The sequence below is a fragment of the Caballeronia sp. BR00000012568055 genome (assembly GCF_029439455.1).
In the GTDB taxonomy this organism is placed as follows: Bacteria; Pseudomonadota; Gammaproteobacteria; order Burkholderiales; family Burkholderiaceae; genus Caballeronia.
In genome coordinates this window covers 12594-36578 of sequence record NZ_JAQFVG010000337.1, presented here as the reverse complement: position 1 = coordinate 36578, position 23985 = coordinate 12594, and the positions used below count along the sequence as shown (strand labels likewise).

At 60.7% G+C, this 23985-nt stretch carries 23 protein-coding genes; 18 read left to right on the top strand and 5 right to left on the bottom strand.

Annotated features, from left to right (window positions below; all coding sequences use genetic code 11):
- The first annotated feature begins 11 nt into the window (after positions 1-11).
- The 7 genes from P7F28_RS29100 (at position 12) to ftsB (ending at position 8965) form a co-directional block, all read left to right on the top strand.
- The gene (locus P7F28_RS29100; RefSeq protein WP_277188333.1) at positions 12-800 is read left to right on the top strand and encodes a TatD family hydrolase; all 789 of its coding nucleotides are present in this window, start codon (positions 12-14) and stop codon (positions 798-800) included.
- Positions 801-833: 33 nt separating this feature from the next.
- Positions 834-3305 carry a DNA internalization-related competence protein ComEC/Rec2 gene (locus P7F28_RS29095; protein WP_277188332.1) on the top strand — a complete coding sequence of 824 codons (2472 nt, stop codon included), beginning with the start codon at positions 834-836 and terminating at the stop codon, positions 3303-3305.
- Between the two features lie 9 nt (positions 3306-3314).
- A complete protein-coding gene (locus P7F28_RS29090) occupies positions 3315-4124 on the top strand; it encodes an alpha/beta fold hydrolase (protein ID WP_277188330.1) in 810 nt (269 codons plus the stop codon).
- Between the two features lie 134 nt (positions 4125-4258).
- The gene (locus P7F28_RS29085; RefSeq protein ID WP_277188328.1) at positions 4259-5950 is read left to right on the top strand and encodes a CTP synthase; all 1692 of its coding nucleotides are present in this window, start codon (positions 4259-4261) and stop codon (positions 5948-5950) included.
- On the top strand, positions 5947-6801 hold the full coding sequence (kdsA, locus tag P7F28_RS29080) for a 3-deoxy-8-phosphooctulonate synthase (RefSeq protein WP_277188327.1): 855 nt from the start codon (positions 5947-5949) through the stop codon (positions 6799-6801). The genes P7F28_RS29085 and kdsA overlap by 4 nt, the downstream gene beginning before the upstream one ends.
- A 313-nt stretch (positions 6802-7114) precedes the next feature.
- Positions 7115-8398, top strand: coding sequence for a phosphopyruvate hydratase (gene eno, locus P7F28_RS29075; protein WP_277188325.1), 1284 nt, complete (start codon positions 7115-7117; stop codon positions 8396-8398).
- A 111-nt stretch (positions 8399-8509) separates the two neighbouring features.
- The gene (gene ftsB / locus P7F28_RS29070; protein WP_277188323.1) at positions 8510-8965 is read left to right on the top strand and encodes a cell division protein FtsB; all 456 of its coding nucleotides are present in this window, start codon (positions 8510-8512) and stop codon (positions 8963-8965) included.
- A gap of 71 nt (positions 8966-9036) precedes the next feature.
- Here the strand turns inward: ftsB and P7F28_RS29065 are convergent, their stop codons facing one another.
- The 3 genes from P7F28_RS29065 to P7F28_RS29055 form a co-directional block, all read right to left on the bottom strand.
- Entirely contained in the window at positions 9037-9387 is a 351-nt protein-coding gene (locus P7F28_RS29065; RefSeq protein ID WP_277188320.1) for a hypothetical protein, read from the bottom strand.
- Between the two features lie 75 nt (positions 9388-9462).
- A complete protein-coding gene (hslO, locus tag P7F28_RS29060; protein ID WP_277188319.1) occupies positions 9463-10413 on the bottom strand; it encodes an Hsp33 family molecular chaperone HslO in 951 nt (316 codons plus the stop codon).
- Positions 10414-10460: 47 nt separating this feature from the next.
- Complete coding sequence (locus tag P7F28_RS29055) at positions 10461-10985, bottom strand: gamma carbonic anhydrase family protein (RefSeq protein WP_277188317.1); 525 nt, start codon at positions 10983-10985, stop codon at positions 10461-10463.
- Positions 10986-11217: 232 nt separating this feature from the next.
- On the opposite strand from P7F28_RS29055, the gene P7F28_RS29050 reads away from it, so the two are divergent.
- The 10 genes from P7F28_RS29050 to P7F28_RS29005 all read left to right on the top strand — a co-directional run bounded on the left by P7F28_RS29050 (position 11218) and on the right by P7F28_RS29005 (position 20281).
- Positions 11218-12063 (top strand): ferritin-like domain-containing protein, encoded by an 846-nt coding sequence (locus P7F28_RS29050; RefSeq protein WP_277188315.1) that lies wholly within the window; start codon positions 11218-11220, stop codon positions 12061-12063.
- 36 nt (positions 12064-12099) lie between these two features.
- Positions 12100-13005 (top strand): alpha/beta fold hydrolase, encoded by a 906-nt coding sequence (locus tag P7F28_RS29045; RefSeq protein WP_277188313.1) that lies wholly within the window; start codon positions 12100-12102, stop codon positions 13003-13005.
- 64 nt (positions 13006-13069) lie between these two features.
- Entirely contained in the window at positions 13070-13900 is an 831-nt protein-coding gene (locus P7F28_RS29040) for a 3',5'-nucleoside bisphosphate phosphatase (protein ID WP_277188312.1), read from the top strand.
- 110 nt (positions 13901-14010) lie between these two features.
- Positions 14011-14640: an L-threonylcarbamoyladenylate synthase gene (locus P7F28_RS29035; RefSeq protein ID WP_277188310.1), complete on the top strand. Its 630-nt coding sequence runs from the start codon at positions 14011-14013 to the stop codon at positions 14638-14640.
- 128 nt (positions 14641-14768) lie between these two features.
- The gene (locus P7F28_RS29030) at positions 14769-15434 is read left to right on the top strand and encodes a site-2 protease family protein (RefSeq protein ID WP_277188308.1); all 666 of its coding nucleotides are present in this window, start codon (positions 14769-14771) and stop codon (positions 15432-15434) included.
- Positions 15435-15438: 4 nt separating this feature from the next.
- Positions 15439-16641 carry a tryptophan--tRNA ligase gene (locus tag P7F28_RS29025; protein WP_277188306.1) on the top strand — a complete coding sequence of 401 codons (1203 nt, stop codon included), beginning with the start codon at positions 15439-15441 and terminating at the stop codon, positions 16639-16641.
- Between the two features lie 8 nt (positions 16642-16649).
- On the top strand, positions 16650-17204 hold the full coding sequence (locus tag P7F28_RS29020; RefSeq protein ID WP_277188304.1) for a bifunctional 2-polyprenyl-6-hydroxyphenol methylase/3-demethylubiquinol 3-O-methyltransferase UbiG: 555 nt from the start codon (positions 16650-16652) through the stop codon (positions 17202-17204).
- A gap of 74 nt (positions 17205-17278) precedes the next feature.
- Positions 17279-18193, top strand: a complete 915-nt coding sequence (gene dapA, locus P7F28_RS29015) for a 4-hydroxy-tetrahydrodipicolinate synthase (protein WP_277188302.1) — start codon at positions 17279-17281, stop codon at positions 18191-18193.
- Positions 18194-18358: 165 nt separating this feature from the next.
- Positions 18359-19501 carry an outer membrane protein assembly factor BamC gene (gene bamC / locus P7F28_RS29010; RefSeq protein ID WP_277188300.1) on the top strand — a complete coding sequence of 381 codons (1143 nt, stop codon included), beginning with the start codon at positions 18359-18361 and terminating at the stop codon, positions 19499-19501.
- A 6-nt stretch (positions 19502-19507) separates the two neighbouring features.
- The gene (locus P7F28_RS29005; protein ID WP_277188417.1) at positions 19508-20281 is read left to right on the top strand and encodes an MBL fold metallo-hydrolase; all 774 of its coding nucleotides are present in this window, start codon (positions 19508-19510) and stop codon (positions 20279-20281) included.
- A gap of 657 nt (positions 20282-20938) precedes the next feature.
- On the opposite strand, the gene P7F28_RS29000 is transcribed toward P7F28_RS29005, so the two are convergent.
- Entirely contained in the window at positions 20939-22174 is a 1236-nt protein-coding gene (locus tag P7F28_RS29000; protein ID WP_370467428.1) for a JmjC domain-containing protein, read from the bottom strand.
- 33 nt (positions 22175-22207) lie between these two features.
- On the opposite strand from P7F28_RS29000, the gene P7F28_RS28995 reads away from it, so the two are divergent.
- On the top strand, positions 22208-22759 hold the full coding sequence (locus P7F28_RS28995) for a peptidylprolyl isomerase (protein WP_277188297.1): 552 nt from the start codon (positions 22208-22210) through the stop codon (positions 22757-22759).
- 99 nt (positions 22760-22858) lie between these two features.
- Here P7F28_RS28995 and P7F28_RS28990 read toward each other — a convergent pair.
- Positions 22859-23985: hypothetical protein (locus P7F28_RS28990; protein ID WP_277188295.1), on the bottom strand; the 1127-nt coding region annotated here is incomplete at its 5' end.

Here is a 23985-nt window from a genome sequence, read left to right as displayed (position 1 = left end):
CGAGGTGCGTCATGTGGATCGATACACACTGCCATCTCGATGCAGGCGAGTTCGACGCCGACCGTGACGCCGTAGCTCAGGACGCGCTTCGATCGGGCGTGGATCGCATCGTGATTCCGGGCGTGGAGCGCGCGAACTTCGCGACCGTGCGTGAGTTGGCGCATCGGATCGAGGGCGGAGCGTATGCGCTTGGCATTCATCCGCTGTTCACGCCGCGCGCCACCGATGACGACCTGCGCGTTCTGCGTGAGGAAATCGAAGCGAGTATGGATGATCCGCGGTTCGTTGGTATCGGCGAAATCGGGTTGGATTATTTCGTGCCGACGCTCGACGATGCCCGCCAGAAATTTTTCTATAACGAACAGCTTAAGCTTGCGCGACAATTTGGCCTGCCGGTGATTTGCCATGTGCGCAAATCGCAGGACAAAGTGCTGAAAGGGCTGCGCGTGCACGATATTCATTGCGGTATCGCGCATGCGTTCAACGGCAGTTTTCAGCAGGCGCAAGCGTTTATCGCGCAGGGCATGCGGCTTGGGTTTGGCGGCAATCTGACCTTCGAACGGGCGCGGCAGATACGGCGTCTGGCGGCTGATTTACCACTCGATTCGATCGTGCTCGAAACCGATGCGCCGGATATCGCGCCTTCTTGGCGCTATAAAGGCCGCAACACGCCCGATCAGGTGCCCGCGATTGCGAAGGTGCTGGCGGAATTGCGCGGTATCGACGAGCACGCGCTTTCCCTAGGCACAACGGCTAATGCGCTTGCCGCGCTGCCACGGCTGGCGAGTACGTCCGCATAATCGTCTCTCCTGAATGGTTTGGAGAGAGGGCGTGTGCGTGCTGTGTTGTTGGGTTTTGCGTTCGGCGTGTGGTGCTTGCAGCAGCAGGCGAGTTTGCCTTCGGTTTATTTCTGCGCGACGTGTTGTCTTTGCGTATTGTTTTTCCGCCAATACGCTTTCGCCGTTATCGCGGCTGCGTGTGTTTTCGGTTTCTCTTATGCCGCGTGGCGCGCCGATCTCAGGCTGACGCCGCATCTTCCTGTCGCTTACGAACAGCGCGAAATCGCGTTGACGGGCTTCGTGCGCGGCCTGCCCGAACCGGGCGATGACGGCACGCGTTTTCTCTTCGAAGTCGAATCGAACGATGCGGGTTTGCGGGACTTTCCGCGGATTGTGAGGTTGTCGTGGATGGCGCCTGGCTTTGCCCTTGAAGCGGGGCAAAGATGGAAGCTTCACGCGCGCCTGAAACGCCCTCACAGCGAAGCGAACTTCCTGCTGCGCGACATGGAAGTGTCGATGCTTGAACGCGGCATTCGCGCGACAGGTTACGTCTCCGGCGCGCGGCGTCTTTCGCATGATGCGATCGGTCCATCGCTGATGATCGATCGCTTGCGTGCGCGGATGCGTGGGCGTATCGAACACGTGCTGGGCGATGCGCCGCATCGGGGAATCGTGATTGCGCTGGCAGTCGGCGCACAAGACGCCGTCAGCGATACCGACTGGTCGCTGATGCGCGCAACCGGCACGAGCCATTTGGTCGCGATTTCGGGCCTGCATATCGGCTTTGTCGCGGGGCTTGCGGCCTTGCTGTGCGGCTTTGTCTGGCGGCGCTTGAAGTGGCGACGATGGCATGCGCCGTTGTTCATCGCCGCGCCGAAAATCGCCGCACTCGGCGGCGCGATCTTCGCTGCGTTCTATGCCGCGCTCGCCGGTTTCAACGTGCCCGCGCAACGCACGTTGTGGATGCTCGCCGTCGTGGCAATCGCGTACGCATGCGGGCGACGTCCGGCATCGTCGATGATCCTGTGCTGGGCGCTCGCGTTCGTGTTGCTGGCCGATCCGTGGGCGGTGACATCGCCGGGATTCTGGCTCTCGTTCGGCGCGGTCGCGGCCATTCTCTATGCGATCGATGCGCGCGGACGGCAGGCAACGAAAGCGCTCGAAGATATCGATGCAGAGATCGACTGGAAGGATCGCGATATCGAGCACGAGTCGGTTGGTATCGAAGTGGACTATGACGAACCGGTTGCGCGGAGGAAATACGTTTTGCGCTTGCCTTCGATCCGCGTTCCTTCGAAGCTCATCAATCACATACGTTCAAGCGCCCGCGTTCAATATGCCGTAACGCTCGCACTCGCGCCGCTTACGGTTTATTGGTTTTCGCAGATTCCCTTGATCGGTCCGCTCGCCAACGCATTCGCGATTCCGTGGGTCAGTTTCTTCGTGACGCCTGCGGTTTTGGCAGGCTTGATGCTGCCCGCACCGCTCGATGCCATCGCGTTCCATGCGGCGCACGCCGCGCTTTCGCTTCTCTGCGATGCACTTGCTTATCTCGCCGCGCATTCGCGACTCGCATCGCCGTTGTGGCGTCTGCCGCAGCCGAGCGCGTGGGCGATGGCGGCGGCGTGCATCGGCGTGATCTGGGCGTTGGCCCCGCGCGGCTGGCCGATGCGTTTTGCCGCGCCGCTGACGTGGTTGCCGCTGCTTGCGCCTGCATCGCACACCGTGCCGATTGGAGACTTTCGCGTGACGGCGCTCGATATCGGCCAAGGCTCGGCGCTTGTGGTCCAAACCGCGCACCACGCCTTGCTATTCGATGCCGGTCCCGGCCCCGAATCGACGCATGCGGGCGAGCGCATCACCGCGCCGTATCTGCTGGCGGCGGGCGTGAATACGCTCGATACCATGCTCATCAGCCATTCCGATTCGGATCATTCAGGTGGCGCGCCTGCTGTGCTTGAGAGCATCGGCGTGAAGCAACTGCTCGCGTCGCTTCCGGCGGCTAACGCACTTTGGTCCGATGCTCGCACACACGGCGCGGACGTCATTCGTTGCGTAGCAGGCCAACACTGGACATGGGACCGCGTGGACTTCCAAATCCTCTGGCCAGACGCTGGCCCGCTCGAAGGCTCGCCGAACCACCAAGCCTGCGTGATGAAGGCAACCAGCGCATCCGGACGCTCGGCACTCTTCACCGCCGATATCGAAGCCGACGTCGAACGCACGCTCATCGCGCGCGACAAAGCCGCGTTACACGCCGATGTGCTGATCGTGCCGCATCACGGCAGCCGCACATCATCGACCGAGCCTTTCCTCGATTCTGTCGGGCCGTTGGCGGCGATTTTTCAGGTAGGCTACCGCAACCGATTTCATCATCCGAATGCGACGGTGTTCGCGCGTTATCAAATGCGCGATATCCCGCTCGCCCGCAGCGACGAAGACGGCGCGGCGCGCATCGACATTGGCTCGGAAATTTCGCTGGAGCGCTACCGACAAAGCCACGCGCGTTACTGGATGAATCGCTGACAACTAAAAATGAAAGACATCATCCATTTCTCACACGCGAACGGTTTTCCGGCCTCGACCTATCGCACGATCTTTGCCGAACTCGCGGATGACTACGAAATCCGCAGCATCGAACGATATGGACACGATCCGCGTTTTCCGGTCACGCGCGACTGGCCGAATCTCGTCGATCAGCTTCTCGACGATATGAGCCGTCATAGCGATACGCAACGCAAAGTCTGGCTGGTCGGCCATTCGCTCGGCGGATATCTGTCGATGCTCGCGGCGTGCAAGCGTCCGCAATGGGTAAAAGGCGTCGTGATGATCGATTCCCCCGTGATCGCGGGATGGAAAAGCGGGCTGTTGCGCGTATCGCAATGGACCGGACTGGACGAACGTCTGTCGCCTGCCGCAGCCACGAAAAATCGCCGCACGCACTGGGCGAGCCGCGACGAAGCGTGGCGTCATTTCCATTCGAAGCCCGCGTTCGCGCGTTGGGACGAGCGCATGCTGTCCGACTACATCGACTTCGCGATTCCGCAGACGCAGCCCGACGGCACGCGCACGCTCGCCTTCGATCGACACGTCGAATATCTGATCTACCGCACGCTGCCGGGCACGCTCGGCGCGCGGCTGGCGCATGGCGCGCCGGTGCCGGTCGGCTTTCTCGCGGGCACGCATTCGCGCGAAGTGAAGCACGTGGGACTGGAAATGACGCGGCGCATCGCCGGGGAAAATTTCGAGTGGATGGACGGCAGCCACCTTTTCCCGATGGAACGCCCGATCGAAACCGCGCACGCCATACGGCGGCGGCTCAACGCGCTGTCGAAGCAGAAATAAGGGGCCGCATACATCGACATACTCTGAAATAACCGCCGCAGACAACAACCGTTCGTGACGGATTTACGCGCCGCGCGCGCTTCGTGGGAGCCTTCCTTTACGGTATAATCCGTTTTTCCCGCGAGCATCTAGCGATGACCAAATATGTATTCGTCACCGGCGGCGTAGTTTCTTCCCTCGGCAAGGGTATTGCCGCCGCTTCCCTCGCCGCGATCCTCGAATCGCGCGGTCTCAAAGTCACTCTCCTCAAGCTCGATCCCTACATCAACGTAGACCCCGGCACGATGTCCCCGTTTCAACACGGTGAAGTGTTCGTGACGGAAGACGGCGCGGAGACCGACCTCGACCTCGGCCACTATGAGCGCTTCATCAGCACGAAGATGCGCAAGGCCAATAACTTCACCACGGGCCAGATTTACGAATCGGTGATCCGCAAGGAACGCCGCGGCGAGTATCTCGGCAAGACGGTGCAGGTCATTCCGCATATCACCAATGAAATTCAGGCCTTCGTCGAGCGGGGCGCGGCCGCTGCGACGTGCGGTCAGCCGGACGTGGCTATCGTGGAAATCGGCGGAACGGTTGGCGACATCGAATCGCTGCCGTTCCTCGAAGCCGCGCGTCAGATGAGCCTGCGCATGGGCCGCAACAGCGCGTGCTTCGTGCACCTGACGCTGGTGCCGTACATCGCGACAGCCGGTGAACTGAAGACCAAGCCGACGCAGCACAGCGTGCAGAAGCTGCGCGAAATCGGTATCTATCCGAACGTGCTGCTGTGCCGCGCCGATCGCCCGATTCCGGACGACGAGCGCCAGAAGATTTCGTTGTTCTCGAACGTGCACGAAGACGCGGTCATTTCGGTTTGGGACGCGGACAGCATCTACAAGATTCCGCAGATGCTGAACGATCAGCGTCTGGACGATATCGTCTGCGAGGAGCTGAAGCTCGCGCCGCCGCCCGCCGATCTGTCGATGTGGTCGAGCCTCGTCGAGCGCCTCGAAAATCCGAAGAGCACGGTGACCATCGGCATGGTCGGCAAGTATGTCGAACTCACCGAGTCGTACAAGTCGCTGATCGAAGCGCTACGCCACGCGGCCATTCATACATCGACCAAGGTCAACATCGAATATATCGATTCGGAGCAGATCGACGCCGAAGGCACGGATGCGCTCAAGCATCTGGACGCCGTGCTGGTGCCGGGCGGTTTCGGCCGTCGTGGCACCGAAGGCAAGATCAAGGCGATCCGTTACGCACGCGAATCGAAGACGCCGTATCTCGGCATCTGTCTCGGCATGCAGTTGGCGGTGATCGAATTCGCACGCGACGTCGCCGGATTGAGCGACGCCAACTCCACCGAGTTCGATCAGGACACGCAGAACCCGGTCGTCGCGCTCATTACCGAGTGGTACGACCGCGCGGGCCGCGTCGAAAAGCGCAGCGAAGAATCGGATCTGGGCGGCACCATGCGCCTCGGTTCGCAGAAGTGCCCGATCAAGGCCGGCACGATGGCCGAAAAGATTTACGGCACGGATGTGAACGAGCGTCATCGTCACCGTTATGAGGTGAATAACCGCTTCGTGCCCCAGCTCGAAGCCGGTGGGCTTATCATCAGCGCGCGGACGCCGAGCGAGGATTTGCCGGAAATGATGGAACTGCCGCAATCGCTGCATCCGTGGTTCGTGGGCGTGCAGTTCCACCCGGAATTCACCTCGACGCCGCGTGACGGGCATCCGCTGTTCAAGGCATTCGTCGAAGCCGCGCGCAGTCATGCGCATGGCGAGAATGCGTCGGACGCGGCGAGCAAGGCTACTGCAGGAGCGCAGGCATGAAGCTGTGTCACTTCGAAGCGGGTCTGGACAAGCCGTTCTTTCTGATCGCGGGCACGTGCGTGGTCGAGTCGGAACAGATGACCATCGACGTCGCCGGCCGTCTGAAAGAGATGACCGACAAGTTGGGCATTCCGTTCATCTACAAATCGTCGTATGACAAGGCGAACCGCAGCTCGGGCAAGTCGTTTCGCGGGCTCGGCATGGACGAAGGCTTGCGCATTCTCGGCGAAGTGAAGAAGCAGCTCGGTTTGCCGGTGCTGACGGATGTGCACTCGGAGCATGAGATCGAAGCGGTGGCATCGGTGGTGGACGTGTTGCAGACGCCCGCGTTCCTGTGCCGTCAGACCGATTTCATCCACGCTTGCGCGCGTTCGGGCAAGCCGGTGAATATCAAGAAGGGCCAGTTTCTCGCGCCTCACGACATGAAGAACGTGATCGACAAGGCGCGCGACGCGGCGCGTGATGCGGGGCTGTCTGATGACCGTTTCATGGCGTGCGAGCGCGGTGTGTCGTTCGGGTATAACAACCTCGTGTCGGATATGCGGTCGCTCGCGATCATGCGCGAAACCAACGCGCCGGTCGTGTTCGATGCCACCCACTCGGTGCAGTTGCCGGGCGGGCAGGGTACGAGTTCGGGCGGTCAGCGTGAATTCGTGCCGGTGCTGGCGCGTGCGGCGGTGGCGGTCGGTATTTCGGGCTTGTTCATGGAGACGCATCCGGACCCGGCGTGCGCGAAGTCGGACGGACCGAACGCGGTGCCGCTGCATCGCATGGAAGCGTTGCTGGAGACGCTCATCACCATTGATCGTGCGGTGAAAAGCGGGCCGTTCCTCGAGAACAACTTCGCCTGAAGCAACTGAAAGATATTAGAAGCAAGATCACGTGAAGTGATCGGAGACGTAAGGAGCGTGCAGCGCACGAGGGCGGCATCCACACAAACGGATACGCCCGCTCCCCACGAATGCGAGACGGATTGAGTTGGATTGTGATGCGACCCGGCGCTTATCAGTTATGCCGGATCGCGATTGAATCGCCGATTCCGACATGACCGTTTGCTATCCTCGGGCCTGAACCCGGCGGTCATCGAAGAGTCTGAACGAAGCCCGCAAGTACGCGCGGCTTCGGTGTGACTGACAGAATTCATCGTCATTTCTTGAGGAAACCATGAGTGCTATCGTAGATATCATCGGCCGCGAGATTCTCGATTCGCGAGGCAATCCGACCGTCGAATGCGACGTGTTGCTCGAATCGGGCACGATGGGCCGCGCTGCGGTCCCGTCGGGTGCATCGACCGGTTCGCGCGAAGCCATCGAATTGCGCGACGGCGAAGCTGGCCGCTACAGCGGCAAAGGCGTGCTGAAGGCCGTCGAACACATCAACACCGAGATTTCCGAAGCCATCATGGGCCTCGACGCCTCGGAACAGGCTTTCCTCGACAAGACCCTGCTCGAACTCGACGGCACCGAAAACAAGTCGCGCCTCGGCGCGAATGCGATGCTCGCCGTGTCGATGGCCGTCGCCAAGGCTGCGGCTGAAGAAGCCGGTTTGCCGCTGTATCGCTATTTCGGCGGTTCGGGCGCTATGCAACTGCCGGTGCCGATGATGAACATCGTCAACGGCGGCGCGCACGCCAATAACAGCCTGGATATCCAGGAATTCATGATCGTGCCGGTGAGCCAGCCGACGTTCCGCGAAGCGCTGCGTTGCGGCGCGGAAGTGTTCCACGCGCTCAAGAAGATTCTGGCCGATCGCGGTATGAGCACGGCCGTGGGCGACGAAGGCGGTTTCGCGCCGAACTTCGGCAGCAACGACGAGTGTCTTTCGACCATTCTGCAAGCTATCGAAAAGGCGGGTTATCGCGCCGGTGAAGACGTGCTGCTCGCGCTGGACTGCGCGGCGAGCGAGTTCTATCACGATGGCAAGTACCAACTGGCCGGCGAAGGTCTGCAACTGTCGTCGAGCGAATTCGCCGACTACCTCGCCACGCTCGCGGACAAGTTCCCGATCGTGTCGATCGAAGACGGCATGCACGAGTCGGACTGGGAAGGCTGGAAGATTCTCACCGACAAACTCGGCAAGAAGATTCAGCTCGTCGGCGACGATCTGTTTGTGACGAACACGCGCATTCTGAAGGAAGGCATCGAGAAGGGTATTGCCAACTCGATCCTCATCAAGATCAATCAGATCGGCACGCTGACGGAAACTTTCGCGGCAATCGAAATGGCCAAGCGCGCGGGTTATACGGCGGTGATTTCGCATCGCTCGGGCGAGACGGAAGATTCGACGATTGCGGATATCGCCGTCGGTCTGAATGCTGGTCAGATCAAGACCGGTTCGCTGTCGCGCAGCGATCGTATTTCGAAGTACAACCAGTTGCTGCGTATCGAGGAAGATCTCGGTGATATCGCCAGCTATCCCGGCAAGTCGGCTTTTTATAATCTGCGTTAAGTACGCTAAAGCTTCCGCCGCTTTGGTCGATAAGGACATCGTCTGGTCCTATTTTTCAGCCCGCCGCCCGTGGTTTGTTTGCCGCAGGCGGCGCTTCTTTCGGCTACTCGAATGCGGCTCGTCACAGTCGTCTTGATTTCGTTGCTCGCAGTCATCCAATATCCGCTTTGGTGGGGTCATGGCGGCTGGCTGCGCGTGCACGAATTGCAGCAGCAACTCGCGCAACAGAGCGACAAGAACAACACCCTCAAGCTGCGCAACGAACGCGTGCAAGGCGAAGTGCAGGATTTGCAGAGCGGCACCAGTGCTATCGAAGAACGCGCCCGTTATGAAATGGGCATGGTCAAGGACAGCGAGGTGTTCGTGCAGTTCGTCGCGCCTAATTCGACTGCGCCGGTGAATTCGGCGAACGTGCCGGGCATGAATAGCTCGACGCGCGGGCAGGTATCGGCGGCGCCGTTGCGGGTGGTGCCGAATCCGGTATCGCGTTCGAAGCAGGAATTGCGCGATCTGGACAAGAAAGCGCAGAAGGAAAAAGCGGCTGAGGCGAGGAAGAAGCAGCAGTGAAAGTCGTGATGGGATAAAAAAAGCGCAGTCGGTATCGGCTGCGCTTTTTTGCTTTTACGCGTCTCGCGTATTTACCACCAGGTGCCGAATCCCACGCCCGTGCCCCAGTAAGGACCGCCGCCCCAGCCACCGCTGGAGTAACCGCCGTACACATTGACCGGCGGCGTGTAGTAGTTCGACATCATTTTCGCGTCGTTGCCCATTTGCGCGGCTTTCTGCGATTCCGCCAGCGCTTGTTTATCGATCGCGTTATAGCGCTGCATCTCCTGCTCGGGCGTCAGCGTTTGCTGCGGCGGAACAGGCGTATTCGGCAGACGGCTGTAGATAGGCGATGGACCGGGCGGGTCCATCGCGCAACCGGTGACGAGCGCGGCGCTTGCAATGCAAGCGCCCAGTTTCCAGTTCAATGATGCGGTTTTCATGGTTACGACCTCCGGCGCGCCGGACAAACTAATCAGGAATCCAATCATAGCGCGCCGGGCGTTCGTTTCCGTGGATCAATGCCGCTGGTCGGCCGCCGGACTCACTCCCTGTGAGAGTTCTTTCGATACAAAAAGTTGCTCGACATCGACCGGATCGAAGTCATAACGTTGATTGCAGAACTCGCAGTGCACTTCCACACCGCCACGCTCCGCGATCACGCTGTCCACTTCCTCGCGTCCTAGCATCTTCAGCATGCCGCCGACCTTCTCACGCGAACACGTGCACTGGAACCGCGCCTGCGCCGGCTCGAAATGCTGCACGTTCTCCTGCCAGAACAGCCGCTTGAACACCGTCTCCGGTTCTTCCTTGAGCAATTCTTCATTCGAAAGCGTGCTGCCGAGATGGCACACACGCTGCCACGTATCCGCGTCATGTTCGCCGGGATGCGGGACGATGCCGCCATCGCCCGGCAGCTTTTGCAGCAGCATGCCGACCGCGCGGTCGGTGTCCGCCGCGGGCCACATGCGCGTGTCCAGTTGCTCGGAGTGGTGCATGTACTGTTCGAGCACTTCCGACATCGACAAAAGCGGGCCGTGCTCGCCGGACAGCGGCACGATGCCCTGATACGGCTGTTGTCCCGGCTTCTTGTTCGCCGGATCGAGCGTGATGACGCAGCGTCCTTGGCCGTGACGATTCAGCAGATCCGGCAGCGATACTTCGCCGTCGAGCTGATCTTCCACGCCTTCGGCAAGCTTGGCCGTCGCGCGCAGCGACAGGTCCGAATTGCACTGTACGACCAGCATCTTCACCGGGCCATCGCCGTAAATCTGCATGACGAGCGTGCCGTCGAACTTGAGATTCGCCGACAGCAGTGCGCACGCGGCCATCATCTCGCCGAGTACGTTGCGCACGGCGGACGGATACGTACGGCGCGCGAGCACTTCCTGCCACGTGTCGCGCAGCGAGACGATCTCGCCGCGCACGGGCGCTGCGTTGAACATGAATTTTTGCAACTGGTCGTTCACAACTCTTCCTTGGTGTCGATGCTTCGCTCGGGTTTCATCAGCCGATTTCAGCCGATGCGCACGAGCTGCGCCTTATAAAATTCCCGCCGATCCGTATAACTCGCCGCGGACGCGCGGATTCGGGCGATATCGCTTTCCGTGACCTGACGCACCGCCCGCGCGGGCGAGCCGAGAATCACGGTATTGTCCGGAAACACCTTGCCTTCGGTGACCAGCGCGCCCGCGCCAACCAGACAGTTGCGGCCGATGACCGCACCATTCAAGACCACCGCCTGAATGGCGATCAGCGTGTTTTCGCCGATCGTGCAGCCGTGCAGCATCGCCTGATGGCCGACCGTGACACCTTCGCCAATGTTCAGCGGATAGCCCGGATCGGCGTGCAGCACCGCGCCTTCCTGCACGTTCGAGTCGCGCCCGACGCGAATCGGCTCGTTATCGCCGCGCAGCGTCGCGCCCGGCCAGACGCTCGCATTTTCCTCCAGCGTCACGCGGCCGATGATGGTCGCGTTATCCGCGAGAAACACGCTTTCGTGAATGTTGGGGGCGTGCTCGCCGAGCTTGTAAATGGCCACTGTGTCTCCTGTCGCTGATCGAATGTGCGGTCTGTGCTGCGCGCCGCTGCGGGGATGATCGGAGTCGGCGCTAGAATGCGCGCCATCTCGATTGCGCTGAATATCTTGCCGAGTGAGTAGTGCGCTGGATATTGCGCCGATGAATCTGATCTTGTGTTTGATGCGCCGGAATGCGTATTTTAGCCGTTTGCGCCGTTTTTCCGCCGCGCGCTCCGATATTTGGAATGATTTGATGCCGAATGCTTTGCCTTCTTCCGATGCCTGCGCGCGCCGCGCCGCGCTTGAGATTCTCTGTCTGCGCGATCCGGTGGAGAAGGCGGCGCGTGCTCGCGCGCTGTACGAAAGCGCTTTTCGGATCGATACGGACACGTCTTTTGCCGAGCCAGACAGCCTTCCCGGACGTCCCGACAAGCCCGAACTCGTCGCGCCGTCATCGCTGAAGCGGCGGAGCATGCAGTCGGATGCGGGGCGCGCGGTGCTGCTGCACGCGCTCGCGCACATCGAGTTCAACGCGATCAATCTTGCGCTCGACGCGGTTTGGCGTTTTCCGTCGATGCCGCAGGATTTTTATCGCGATTGGTTGAAAGTTGCGGCGGAAGAGGCGTATCACTTTTCGCTTTTGACGTCGCGGTTGGCCGAATTCGGCCACGTCTACGGCGATTTCCCCGCGCACGACGGCCTCTGGGACATGGCGCAGCGCACGCGCAACGACGTGCTGGCGCGCATGGCGCTGGTGCCGCGCACGCTTGAAGCGCGCGGCCTCGACGCATCGCCGCCCATTCGCAAGCGCCTCGCGCAGGCGGGCGATCATGCATCGGCGGCGATTTTGGACATCATTTTGCGCGATGAAGTCGGCCATGTTTTGATCGGCAATCGCTGGTTTCGCCATCTATGCGATGCGGCCAATCTCGATCCGCATCCCACATACGCGCGTCTGGCCGAGCAATATCACGCGCCAAAACTGCGCGGCCCGTTCAATTTCGACGCCCGTCGCGACGCCGGTTTCGATGAGGCCGAACTCCGCGCGCTCGCCGAACTCGACGAGGCTGCATCTCAAAAACCGGCAGCACCTTTATAATCGAACGACCATACGTTTTTGCTGAGAGAAGATGCAATGAAAGACTGGCGCTCCGAGTTCGTCGATACACAAGGCGTGCGCTTGCACGTGCGTCGCTGGGGCGCGCCCGATGCGCCAATGCTGTTCATGCTGCACGGCTGGATGGACGTGTCCGCATCGTTCCAGTTCGTCGTGGATGCGCTGAATGGCGACTGGCAAGTGCTCGCGCCGGACGCGCGCGGCTTCGGCCTGTCCGACTGGCAGGTGGCCGAGCAGGGCGGCGGCAACTACTATTTTCCCGACTATCTCTCCGATCTCGACGCGATCCTCGACCACTTTGCGCCGCACGGTCAGGTGAATCTCGTCGGGCACAGCATGGGCGCGAACGTCGCCATGCACTACGCGGGCGTGCGGCCGGAGCGCGTGCGCCGCCTGGTCGATCTCGAAGGCTTCGGACTCCCCGATGCGCGGCCATCGCAAGCGCCGAAACGCCTCGCGCAATGGCTCGACGATCTGCGCACGCCGCCCGAACTGCGCAGCTACGCCACGCTCGACGACGTCGCCGATCGGCTGATCCGCACCAATCCGCGTCTTCCGCTGGCGCGCGCGCGTTATCTCGCGCAGCACTGGTCGCGGCAGGAAAGCGATGGGCAGTTTCATCTGCTCGCCGATCCGGCGCACAAGCTGCGCGGACCGCTGCCGTATCGGCTGGATGAGGTGAAGGCGATCTGGTCGCAAATCCGGGCACGTGTGCTGCACGTCGAGGCGAAGAATTCGCCGACGCTCGCATGGATGGCCGGCGAAGTGCCGATTCCCGAGTTCAAGACGCGTTTTCTGGCCATTCCCGACTGGCGCGAGGAATTTATCGATGAGGCGGGGCACATGATTCACCACGATCAGCCAGAGCGCGTCGCGGCGCTGATCGAGGCGTTCTGTGCGCCTTCTGTGCGCAGTGACACGTGAAGCCTCCATAAGCGGGCTGTCATGCCGTTAAAGTAGAATGTGAAAGAACATTCCGAATAAAACGATGAACGCCGATCTGCACTGCCACTCCACCGTATCCGATGGTCAGTTGACCCCGACGGAGGTCGCGGCGCGTGCGCACGCAGGCGGCGTCACATTGTGGTCGCTCACCGATCACGATCAACTCGGCGGCCAGCGTGAAGCACGCGCGGCGGCGGAATCGCTTGGTATGGCGTATTTGCCGGGCGTGGAGATTTCGGTGACGTGGGCAGGGCGCACCATTCACGTCGTCGGCATGAATGTCGATCCGGAGAACGAAGCGCTCGTCAAAGGGCTGGAAGCGACGCGCAACGGCCGTGCGGCACGCGGCGTGGCGATCGGCGAAGCGTTGGCGGCGGTCGGCATTCCGGATTGCTACAAAGGCGCACTGCGCTACACCGAGGATCCCGACATGATTTCGCGCACGCACTTCGCGCGCTATTTGGTGGACGCGGGCTACGCGAAATCGACATCGGATGTCTTCGCGCGCTTTCTCGGCGATGGCAAACCGGGCTTCGTCGGCCATCGCTGGTCGAGACTCGCCGACTGCATGAAGTGGATTCGCGGTGCGGGCGGCGAACCGGTGATCGCGCATCCGGGCCGCTACGATTACACGCCGGTCGAGTTCGCCGCGCTATTCGACGAATTTATCCAGATGGGCGGCCGCGCGATCGAAGTCGTCACGGGCAGCCATACGCCGGATCAATATCGCGAGTACGCTGATGTCGCGCGCCGCTATGGTTTCGAGGCGTCGCGCGGGTCGGACTTCCACGGGCCGGGCGAGGGGCGCATCGATTTGGGGCAGTTGCCGCCGCTGCCGGACGATCTCACGCCGGTCTGGGAGCGCTGGCTGTAACGATCCGTCCATCGCGCTTTAAAACAGGCGCGCACGGTGCCGCACGCTTATTGCGCCACCTGTTCCACTCCGCCACTCCGCACGCACGAACGAAACAAGAAGGCGTCGTCATGTCTCAATACTTTCGTATTCATCCGGACAATCCGCAGCCACGGCTGATCAATCAGGCGGTGCAGATCATCAAGGACGGCGGCATCGTCGCCTTGCCGACGGACTCCAGCTACGCGCTGGGCTGCCATCTGGACGATAAGAACGCGGTCGAGAAAATCCGCCGGATTCGCGGTATCGACGATAAGCAATTGCTGTCGCTCTTGGTGCGCGATCTTTCCGAGCTGTCCAACTTCGCGATGGTCGATAACCAGCAATACCGGCTGCTCAAATCCGTGACGCCGGGGCCGTATGTGTTCGTGCTGCAGGCGACCAAGGAAGTGCCGCGGCGGCTGTCGCATCCGTCGCGCAAGACCATCGGGCTGCGCGTGCCGGATCACCGGATCACGCTGGATTTGCTGGAGGCGCTGGGCGAACCGCTGTTGGCATCGACGCTGATCGTGCCGCCGGATACCGAGCCGCTCAACGATGCCGAGGAAATCCGCGAGCGTCTGGAAAAGCAGGTCGACCTGGTGATCGATTCGGGCGCGTGCCCGGCGGAACCCTCGACCGTGATCGATCTTTCCGGCGATGAGCCGGTGCTGGTGCGCGCGGGGCGGGGCAGTCTGGAACCGTTCGGGCTGACGGTGTAAGCGCGCTGAAACGCTTTTCCGCTTCAATAAGACTTGTTTAAGCGATCCGCGTCATGATGCGGAGAAGGGCGCTGCACGCGCCTCGCGTGTGTCTGATAACGCCTGCCTGCTTGATACAATACCGCTCTATGGATCCTTCCCTGATACAAACCATCGCGGTCTACGCGCTCCCGGTGATCTTCGCGATCACGCTGCACGAGGCCGCGCATGGTTACGCCGCGCGTCTGCTCGGCGACAACACGGCCTACGTGCTCGGCCGCGTTTCCATGAACCCGATGCGCCATATCGACCCGATCGGCACGATTGTCATTCCTATCGTGCTGTATTTCGTCACGAGCGGCGCGTTCATGTTCGGCTACGCCAAGCCCGTGCCGGTCGCCTTCGGCAATCTGCGCAATCCGCGCTGGGGCGGCCTGTGGGTCGCCGCAGCCGGTCCCGGCAGCAACTTCGTGCAGGCGCTGCTCTGGGGCGTGCTGGCCGTCATGCTCGCCGCCTTTCATGTCGATGAACCGTTTCTCACGCGCATGGCCGCTGCCGGCGTCAGCGTGAATCTGGTGTTCGGCGTGCTCAATCTCTTTCCGCTGCTGCCGCTCGACGGCGGGCGTATTCTGTCCGCACTGTTGCCGGTGCGCGCATCGATCGCGTTTCAGAAGATCGAGCCGTACGGCTTCTGGATCGTGATGGCGCTCATCATGACCAACGCGCTCACGCGATTCTGGCTGTCGCCGCTCGTGAATGTGGGTTACGCGGCTGTATCGGCGGTACTGAATCCCCTCGCTTCACTCTTTCCATAAGATCATGTTCCCTGACCGTATCTTCTCCGGCATGCGGCCCACCGGGTCGCTGCACCTGGGCCACTATCACGGCGTGCTGAAAAACTGGGTGCGGCTGCAATCCGAGTATCCGTGCTTCTTCGCCGTGGTCGACTGGCACGCGCTGACGACGCACTACGAAACGCCCGAGGTGATCGAGAAAAACGTCTGGGAAGTGCTGATCGACTGGCTCGCTTCGGGCATCGATCCGGCACAGGCGACGCTCTTCATCCAGAGCCGCGTGCCCGAGCATGCGGAACTGTCGCTCTTGCTCGGCATGGGCACGCCGCTCGGCTGGCTCGAACGCGTGCCGACCTACAAGGAACAGATCGAGAAACTGAAGGAAAAGGATCTCGATACCTACGGCTTTCTCGGCTATCCGGTGCTGATGGCGGCGGATATTTTGCTGTATCGCGCGTCGCTGGTGCCGGTGGGTGAGGATCAGGTGCCGCACGTCGAAATGACGCGTGAAATCGCGCGCCGTTTCAACTATCTCTACGGCAAGGAAGCGGACTTCGAAGAGAAGGCGCTTGAAGCCGCGAAGAAGCTCGGCGGCAAGCGCGCGAAGCTGTATCACGAGTTGCGCACCGCGTATCAGCAGGAAGGCGACGACGAAGCGCTCGAACAAGCGCGCGCGATGTTGCAGGAGTCGCAAAGCCTGTCGATGAGCGATCGCGAGCGTCTGTTCGGCTATCTCGAAGGCGCGCGCAAGATCATTCTGGTCGAGCCGCAGGTGCTGCTGACGGAAGCGTCGCGCATGCCGGGTCTCGACGGCCAGAAGATGTCGAAGTCGTATGGCAACACCATCGGCTTGCGTGAGGACGCGGCGACCATCGAGCAGAAAGTGCGCAAGATGCCGACCGACCCCGCCCGCGTGCGCCGCACCGATCCGGGCGATCCGGACAAGTGTCCGGTGTGGAAGCTACACGAGGTCTACACCGACGAAGCCACGCATAAGTGGGTGCAGAAGGAATGCCGCAGCGCGGGCATCGGTTGTCTGGAGTGCAAGCAGCCGGTGATCGAAGGCATTCTGCGCGAGCAGCAGCCGATGCTTGAGCGCGCGCAGAAGTACATGGACGATCCGTCGCTGCTGCGCGCGATCGTCGCGGATGGTTGCGACAAGGCGCGCAAGTTCGCCACCGAAACCATGCGCGATGTGCGCGAGGCGATGGGCCTCTCGTACAACTGACGCGACTGATGGAGCCTAGTGACTGGGTCACGCGTTGGGCGCATCTGATCGCGCCCGACGCAAGTGTTCTCGATGTCGCATCGGGCCGCGGGCGTCATGCGCGGTTCTTTGCTGATCGCGGAAATACGGTGCTCGCCGTCGATCGTGACGAGGAAGCGCTGGCGTCCATGCCATCGGGCATCGAAACACTCAAGGCAGATCTCGAAAACGGCTCACCGTGGCCCATTCCCGCCGACCGAACGTTCGGTGCGGTGATCGTCACGAATTATCTGCATCGCCCGCTGTTCGGGCATTTGCTCGACTCGCTCGCGCCCGGCGGCGTGCTGATTTACGAAACTTTCGCTATCGGTAACGAGTCTGTCGGCAAGCCTTCGAATCCGGCGTTTCTGCTCGCACCCGGCGAATTGCTCGATGCGGTGCGTGGGCGCTTGCGGGTGATCGCCTTCGAGGACGGTTTCCTCGAAACGCCGCGCCCCGCGTACATCCAGCGAATCTGCGCAGTCAGCGATCTCACGTTTGGTAACACTGCATCGGGTATGCCGCGTTACGCGTTGACCGGCTAATCCGCTACAATCGCGGAATATCGCTTTTCGCGCGAATTTCGCGATTAAATTCACGATTAAATTCATAGAGTTTCATGACAAACGGAACGAGTGGAACCAACGGCGGCATCCAGATCCGCGGCAGCATTCCTGCCATCGTCACACCGATGCACGAGGACGGTAGTCTCGATCTGCCGGCGTTTAGAAAACTCGTGGACTGGCACATCGAACAGGGTTCGAACGGGCTGGTCGTGGTCGGCACCAGCGGCGAATCGGCGACCTTGTCGGTCGAAGAGCATGTGCTGATGATCCAGACGGCAGTCGAGCATGCTGCAAAACGCATCCCGATCATCGCGGGCGCGGGTGGCAACTCCACGTCGGAAGCCATCGAACTGTCGAAGCAGGCCAAAAAAGTCGGCGCCGATGCCACGCTGCAAGTGGTTCCGTATTACAACAAGCCGACGCAGGAAGGCATCTATCGTCACTTCAAGACGATTGCCGAAGCCGTCGATTTGCCCGTGATTCTCTACAACGTGCCGGGCCGCACCGTTGCCGATATGAGCAACGAGACCATTCTGCGTTGCGCGGACGTGGCGGGCATCATCGGCGTGAAGGAAGCGACGGGCAATATCGATCGCGCCGCGCATCTGATCAAGCACGCGCCGAAGCACTTCGCCATCTACAGCGGCGACGATCCCACTGCCATCGCGCTGATGCTGCTGGGCGGCCACGGCAATATCTCGGTGACGGCCAACGTCGCGCCGAAGGAAATGAGCCAGTTGTGCCGCGCAGCCATCGAAGGCGATGCGATCACCGCGCGTCGTATTCACATGCAGCTTTTGTCGCTGCACAAGCAGTTGTTCTGCGAATCGAATCCGATCCCGGCCAAGTACGCGCTGCAAGTACTCGGCCGCATGGAAGGCGGCATCCGCCTGCCGCTCACGCCGCTCGATGCGCGTTATCACGATGTCGTGCGTGGCGCGTTGCGCGACGCCGGGCTGCTCGCCTGATCGAATCGACTGCGGCGGCATAGAACACATCATCAGTTCGAGCCGCCGCAAGCAATCGTCATGCATCGAAAAGCCCATCAACACATTTCACCCATTGGCCTCGGCATCCGGCAGCGTTAAGGATCGACCCGAAGCCATGCGATCTTCGCAGCAAAGAAGGACCTCATGAAACGTTCCGCTTTCTTCACTCAAGCCCAACGCCTGAGCGTATTGTCGCTGGGCGCATGCGCCGTATTTGCGCTCGCCGGCTGCGACACGCTGAACGACTGGCTCGCACCGGACCGCGTCAACTACAAGACTGCGGAAACGGCGCCGAATCTCGCGGTTCCGTCCGACCTCAGCACCGCCGATATCAGCCAGCGCTACGCCGCGCCGCCCGCGGTCAACACGCTCGGCGGCACGGCTTCGCGTACCAAGACGCCGCAGGGCAATCTGACGCTCGGCGTGCCGAACGCGCAGGACCCGTACGGCATGCACGTCGAAGTCGATGGCGATCGCCGCTGGCTGGTGGTCGATGGCCGCACGCCGGATCAGGTCTGGCCGCAGTTGCAGGAGTTCTGGACCGACAACGGCTTCACGCTGAAGACCGACTCCGCGAATACCGGCATCATGGCCACCGACTGGGCCGAGAATCGCGCGAACATTCCCAGCGACTGGTTCCGCAACAGCGTCGGCAAGCTGTTCGATTTCGCGTATTCGTCGGGTACGCGCGATATGTTCCGCACGCAGGTGGACCGCGCATCGGATGGATCGACGGATATTTCGGTCACGCACAGCGCGATGGAAGAAGTGCTGACGGGTCAGGACAAGACCTCGTCGAAGTGGGAAACGCGTCCGCGCAACCCGCAACTCGAAGGCGTGATCCTGCAGAAGATCATGCAGAAGTTCGGCCTCACCGAAGACCAGTCGAAGCAGTTGATCGCGAAGGCGCGTCCGGCGGGCGCGAAGGTCGCGGTGGATCAAAGCGGCGGCACGTCCACGCTCGATCTCGCCGAGCCGTTCGATCGCGCATGGCTGCGTGTGGGCCTCGCGCTCGATCGCACCAACTTCACGGTCGACAATCGCGATCGCGAGAAGGGCATCTACTACGTGCATTATTCGGACTCCATGGCGGATCTGAAGAAGGAAGGCCTGTTCGGCAAGTTCTTCAGCAGCAATACGCCGATGCCCACGCGCCAGTTCCTCGTCAACGTGAAGCCGAAGGCTGACACGCTCACGCAAGTCGGTGTGGTCGATGCAAACGGTCAGCCGGATACATCGTCGGATGCGCAGCGCATCGTGTCGCTGCTGCATGCGCAACTGAACTAAGGCATGTTGCGATTCGCCAGCCTCGGCAGCGGTAGTGAAGGGAATGGTTTGCTCGTCGAGGCGGCGAGTGGCACGACCGCGACGCGCGTTCTGCTCGATTGCGGTTTCTCCGCGAAGGAAGCGCAGCGTCGTCTCGCGCGGCTCGGCTGCAGTGCCGAGCAACTGACGGCCATCGTCATTACGCACGAGCATACGGATCACATCGGCAGTGCGCTGACGCTCGCGCGCAAGTTTTCCATTCCGCTCTACATGAGTTGGGGCACGGCGCGCGCCGTCGGTGCCGATGAAGCCGATGTCACGCTCAACGTGCTATGGGGCGACGAGAGCGTCCCGATCGGCGATCTGAGTGTGTTGCCCTATACCGTGCCTCACGACGCCCGTGAGCCGCTCCAATACGTGTTCTCTGATGGCGCCAGCCGGCTCGGTGTACTGACTGACGTCGGTGTATCGACACCGCATATCACGAGCGTTCTGAGCGGCTGTGACGGGCTCGTGCTCGAATCCAATCACGATGTCGCCATGCTCGCTGCGAGCCGCTATCCGCCCTCTCTGAAGGCGCGTATCGGCGGGACGCACGGACACCTTAACAATCAAGCGGCGGCCGCTATTCTGGACTCGATCGATCGTTCCAGGCTGCGGCATATCGTGGCCGCGCATCTCAGTCAGCAAAACAATCTGCCGCATCTGGCGCAGGATGCGTTGGCGGGCGTGCTGGGTGCATCGGCGATCGATGTGGTGGTCGCGACGCAGGATGAGGGCTTTGACTGGCTCGCGTTATAGCGCTTGAAGCGAAGCTAAAGCAGAGACAGCAGATACGAAAAAACCGGCCCAAGAGCCGGTTTTTTCGTTTCGCGGACTGCGATGAAGCAGTCCGTGACGTAGCGCCTGAAGCCTTACTGGCTTGCGCCCGATGCCGGAGCAGCAGCCGAAGCGGCAGCGTCCGAGCTCGAAGCAGCAGCGTCCGAAGCAGCGCCAGCAGCCGAGGCTGCGTCGCTTGCTGCAGCAGCAGCGCTCGATGCAGCTGCGGTTGCGTCCGAAGCAGCAGCGGCCGGAGCCGATGCAGCAGCCGAATCGCTGGCAGCGCTCGGAGCAGCCGAATCGCTAGACTTGTTGCATGCAGCCAGAGCAACAGCAGCCAACAGGGATGCTACGAGGAGGGATTTCTTCATGATCACGTCCTTTTATGGTTAAAGGTAAGCAACAGCGCAAAGTACCGGTAATGTGTGCTCCAACACCGACCTGGGCCGCTGTGGAGGCTCACAATATTTTTTTGATGTGAGACACCTACGGCTTGGCCGGAAATTATAGGCACTTTCGTAACGACCGTCGATCAATCGGGGGCCGGTACGTTGTCTTTCTCATACAAATTTTCATATTGCGGAACAGCAAAAACCATTCATTCACTGATATCCGATGCTTACATCAAGCGCAAGATACTCAGGCTGAAGGGTCAATCTGAATCCAGCCCGCACGATACCACTCGTAAAGCAGCGATGTCATTGCCGAATCGTCTGTAAGTGTTACAAAGCGTTTCGCTTCCAGACCGCGTGAATCGGCTAATTCGGGAAGCCATTTTTTAGCCTTCGCCGATAACTTCTCCGCTTCTCCATTAACAAAATATGACTTCGCGTTGTAAAGCAAGATCGTTTTTCGATCCAGCTTTATGCCTGATTTTTTAGCACGCTGAACAAATTTATCTTCATTCAATGGGCGTTCAGGCGGATCGAATACCACATTCGATTTCGGTTCGCTGAGATAGCTGCCTAGAAACTGCGCGACATCCGTCTCATCCCAGTCTACGTTCGCAAGGATCGCGCCAACCCTTTCGGTGAGCATGGCGGGCAGCGCTGCGGGATGCTCGACCGGTTCCTGATTTGGATCGCGATAACGCGCGTTCGCTTTGGGCGTGTCCTGCGTATCACTCATCCGTTCGGCCAGGTGATAGAGGAACTGTGCCGTCAATTCATGCTCTGAAGGCGCGCGAAAGCCGATCGAACACGTCATGCATTCGCCTTCGGCCACGCCGTCATGCGCGATATGCGGCGGCAGATAAAGCATGTCGCCTGGCTCCAGCACCCATTCTTCTTCAGGCTCGAAGTGCTGTAAAACTTTCAACGGCAAGTCTGGATTTAACGACAGATCGCGTTGCGCGCCGATACGCCAGCGCCGTTTGCCATGAACCTGAAGCAGAAACACGTCATAAGAGTCGAAGTGCGCGCCGACGCCGCCGCCATCGGTTGCGTACGAGATCATGAGGTCGTCGAGCCGCGCATCGGGGATAAAGCGAAAGCGGTTCATCAACGCATGCGCGCGGTCGTCGTGCAGGTTCACGCCTTGCACGAGCAGCGTCCATTCACGTTTCTTGACCGATGGCAATTCATCGGGTGCGAACGGGCCGTGTTCCAGATTCCAGGCGTTGCGGAAGTGCGTGATCAGGCGCGATTCGACATCGTCGAGATCGGCGAGCGCGAACAATTCGTCGCGTGCGAGCGGGGCGGCGAGGCCGGGAATCGCCTGCCGGATCAGCAGTGGTTTCTTTTGCCAGTAACGCCGCATGAACTGTCGGGGAGTGCGATTGCCCAACAGAGGTGTTGGCTCGTCGGGCATTGGCGCGCGGGCATCGGTCGAATGGCTGATGGGGGCGTGAGTTACGTCTGAGGGCCGCTTGGGCATCGTATAATTGAGGCTTGTATCTTGGAGGATCCAATGAAAATTGCGAAAGACACCGTGGTTTCGGTCGCTTACAAGCTATCGGATGCGCAAGGCAATCTGATCGAGGAAAGCGACGAGCCGATGGTCTATCTGCACGGCGGCTATGATGGCACGTTCCCCAAGATCGAGGAAGCGCTCGACGGTCGCGAGCCCGGTTTTGAAACGAGCATTCAGCTCGAACCACAAGACGCGTTCGGTGAATACGATCCCGAACTCGTGAAGATCGAAGAACGCAATCGCTTTCCGGAGCCGCTCGAAGTCGGCATGCAGTTCGAAGGCACGCCCGAAGACAGCGACGACGAACTCGACACGCTCATCTACACGGTGACGGACGTCGCGGAAGACAAGGTTGTGCTCGACGGCAATCATCCGCTGGCCGGCATGGCGCTGCGTTTCGCGCTGTCGGTGCAGGAAGTGCGCGATGCCACCGAAGACGAGATTGAGCATCAGCATGCGCATGGCGCGGACGGCCTGTCCATTGTCGATGAAGACGAGGACGATGAAGACGGCGAGCCACGCAAGGACACGGGTCCGACGCTGCACTGAGCGGTTGCACTGAGCGCATCGCGCAAAGCGTTCATCAAGATACGAAAGCGCAGCTTCGGCTGCGCTTTTTTATTTGGCTTATTTGGCTTATTGGGCGGTTCAGTTGTCCTGTACGCCTGATGCGGGCGCGGGAAGGATCGGCGGCATGCTCGATGGAGGCGTGAGTATCGGCGGCAAGTCCGATGCGGGCATAGCTGGCGGTGGCAGGTAGTCAGGAAGATCATTCCGCGGTAACGCAGGCGCTTCGGGCGGCGGCGTATCCGTGTTCTCGCGCTTGCGGACATCGCTCGTATTGCGCACGCGCAGGCGAAATGGCGGATGCCATTGCGCATCGGTCTGCACTTCGAGCCATTGCGATTGCGGCTTTTTGAACGCGATGGCCACGCGCGTGAGATTGGTCACCGTGATGCCTTTGTCGTTGCGCAAAGGCTGATCGATATGAAAGCCGTTCGGCTCCGGCGTTTCAGTGCCATGAATGACGATCACCGGACCACGAAACGTCTCCGCAGCTTTCACCAGACTGCGCTTGAGTTCGAGAAAGCCATCGCGCGGTTGATTCGATCGTGAGAAACGCAGCCATGCGAAGCGCTCACGACGTTCGTATCGGCCGAAATCGGGATCGCCCTGAAGGATGATGACGAGCGCGCGCATCTCGCTGCGGCGCGCGGTTTCCGCTGCATGTTCGATCCAGAAACCCGTTGCGACGGCGCGATCTTCGAATTCGCCGTTACGTCCGCCAGCGGTCAGATAATAATTGTTCGGACTCGGAACGTTCAGGCCGATGAACGCCACGCCCTGATCCTGCCATCGCACGATTTCGCGATAGGTGCGAAAGCGCGCAACATCGCTTTCGCGTGCCAAAGTTAGCGGATTTTGTCCGAGTGAGTTTGCGTCGGGAAAGAACAGTTGACGCACGAAATCGAGGCGTTCGACGGGATCGTAGCCGCCCGGATGCACGAGGCCGCAGTCGGCCCAATCGTGTTGGCCGAGCAGCAGCACGACCGGCGTGCGCGATGCATCGAGCAGATCGTGACGTGACTGGTAGATGCTGTCGCGGCATGGCTCGTTGCCGCCCTTGACATTGCCGTCGTAGACGATGAACGAAAGATTGCGATCACGTCCGATGGCGTCGAGCATCGAACGCACGGCGGGTTCATCGGATGAACGGGTGAGGGCGTTGGAGACGACCGCGAAGCTCAGTGTCGAGTTGGTTTCGGCGCGCGTAG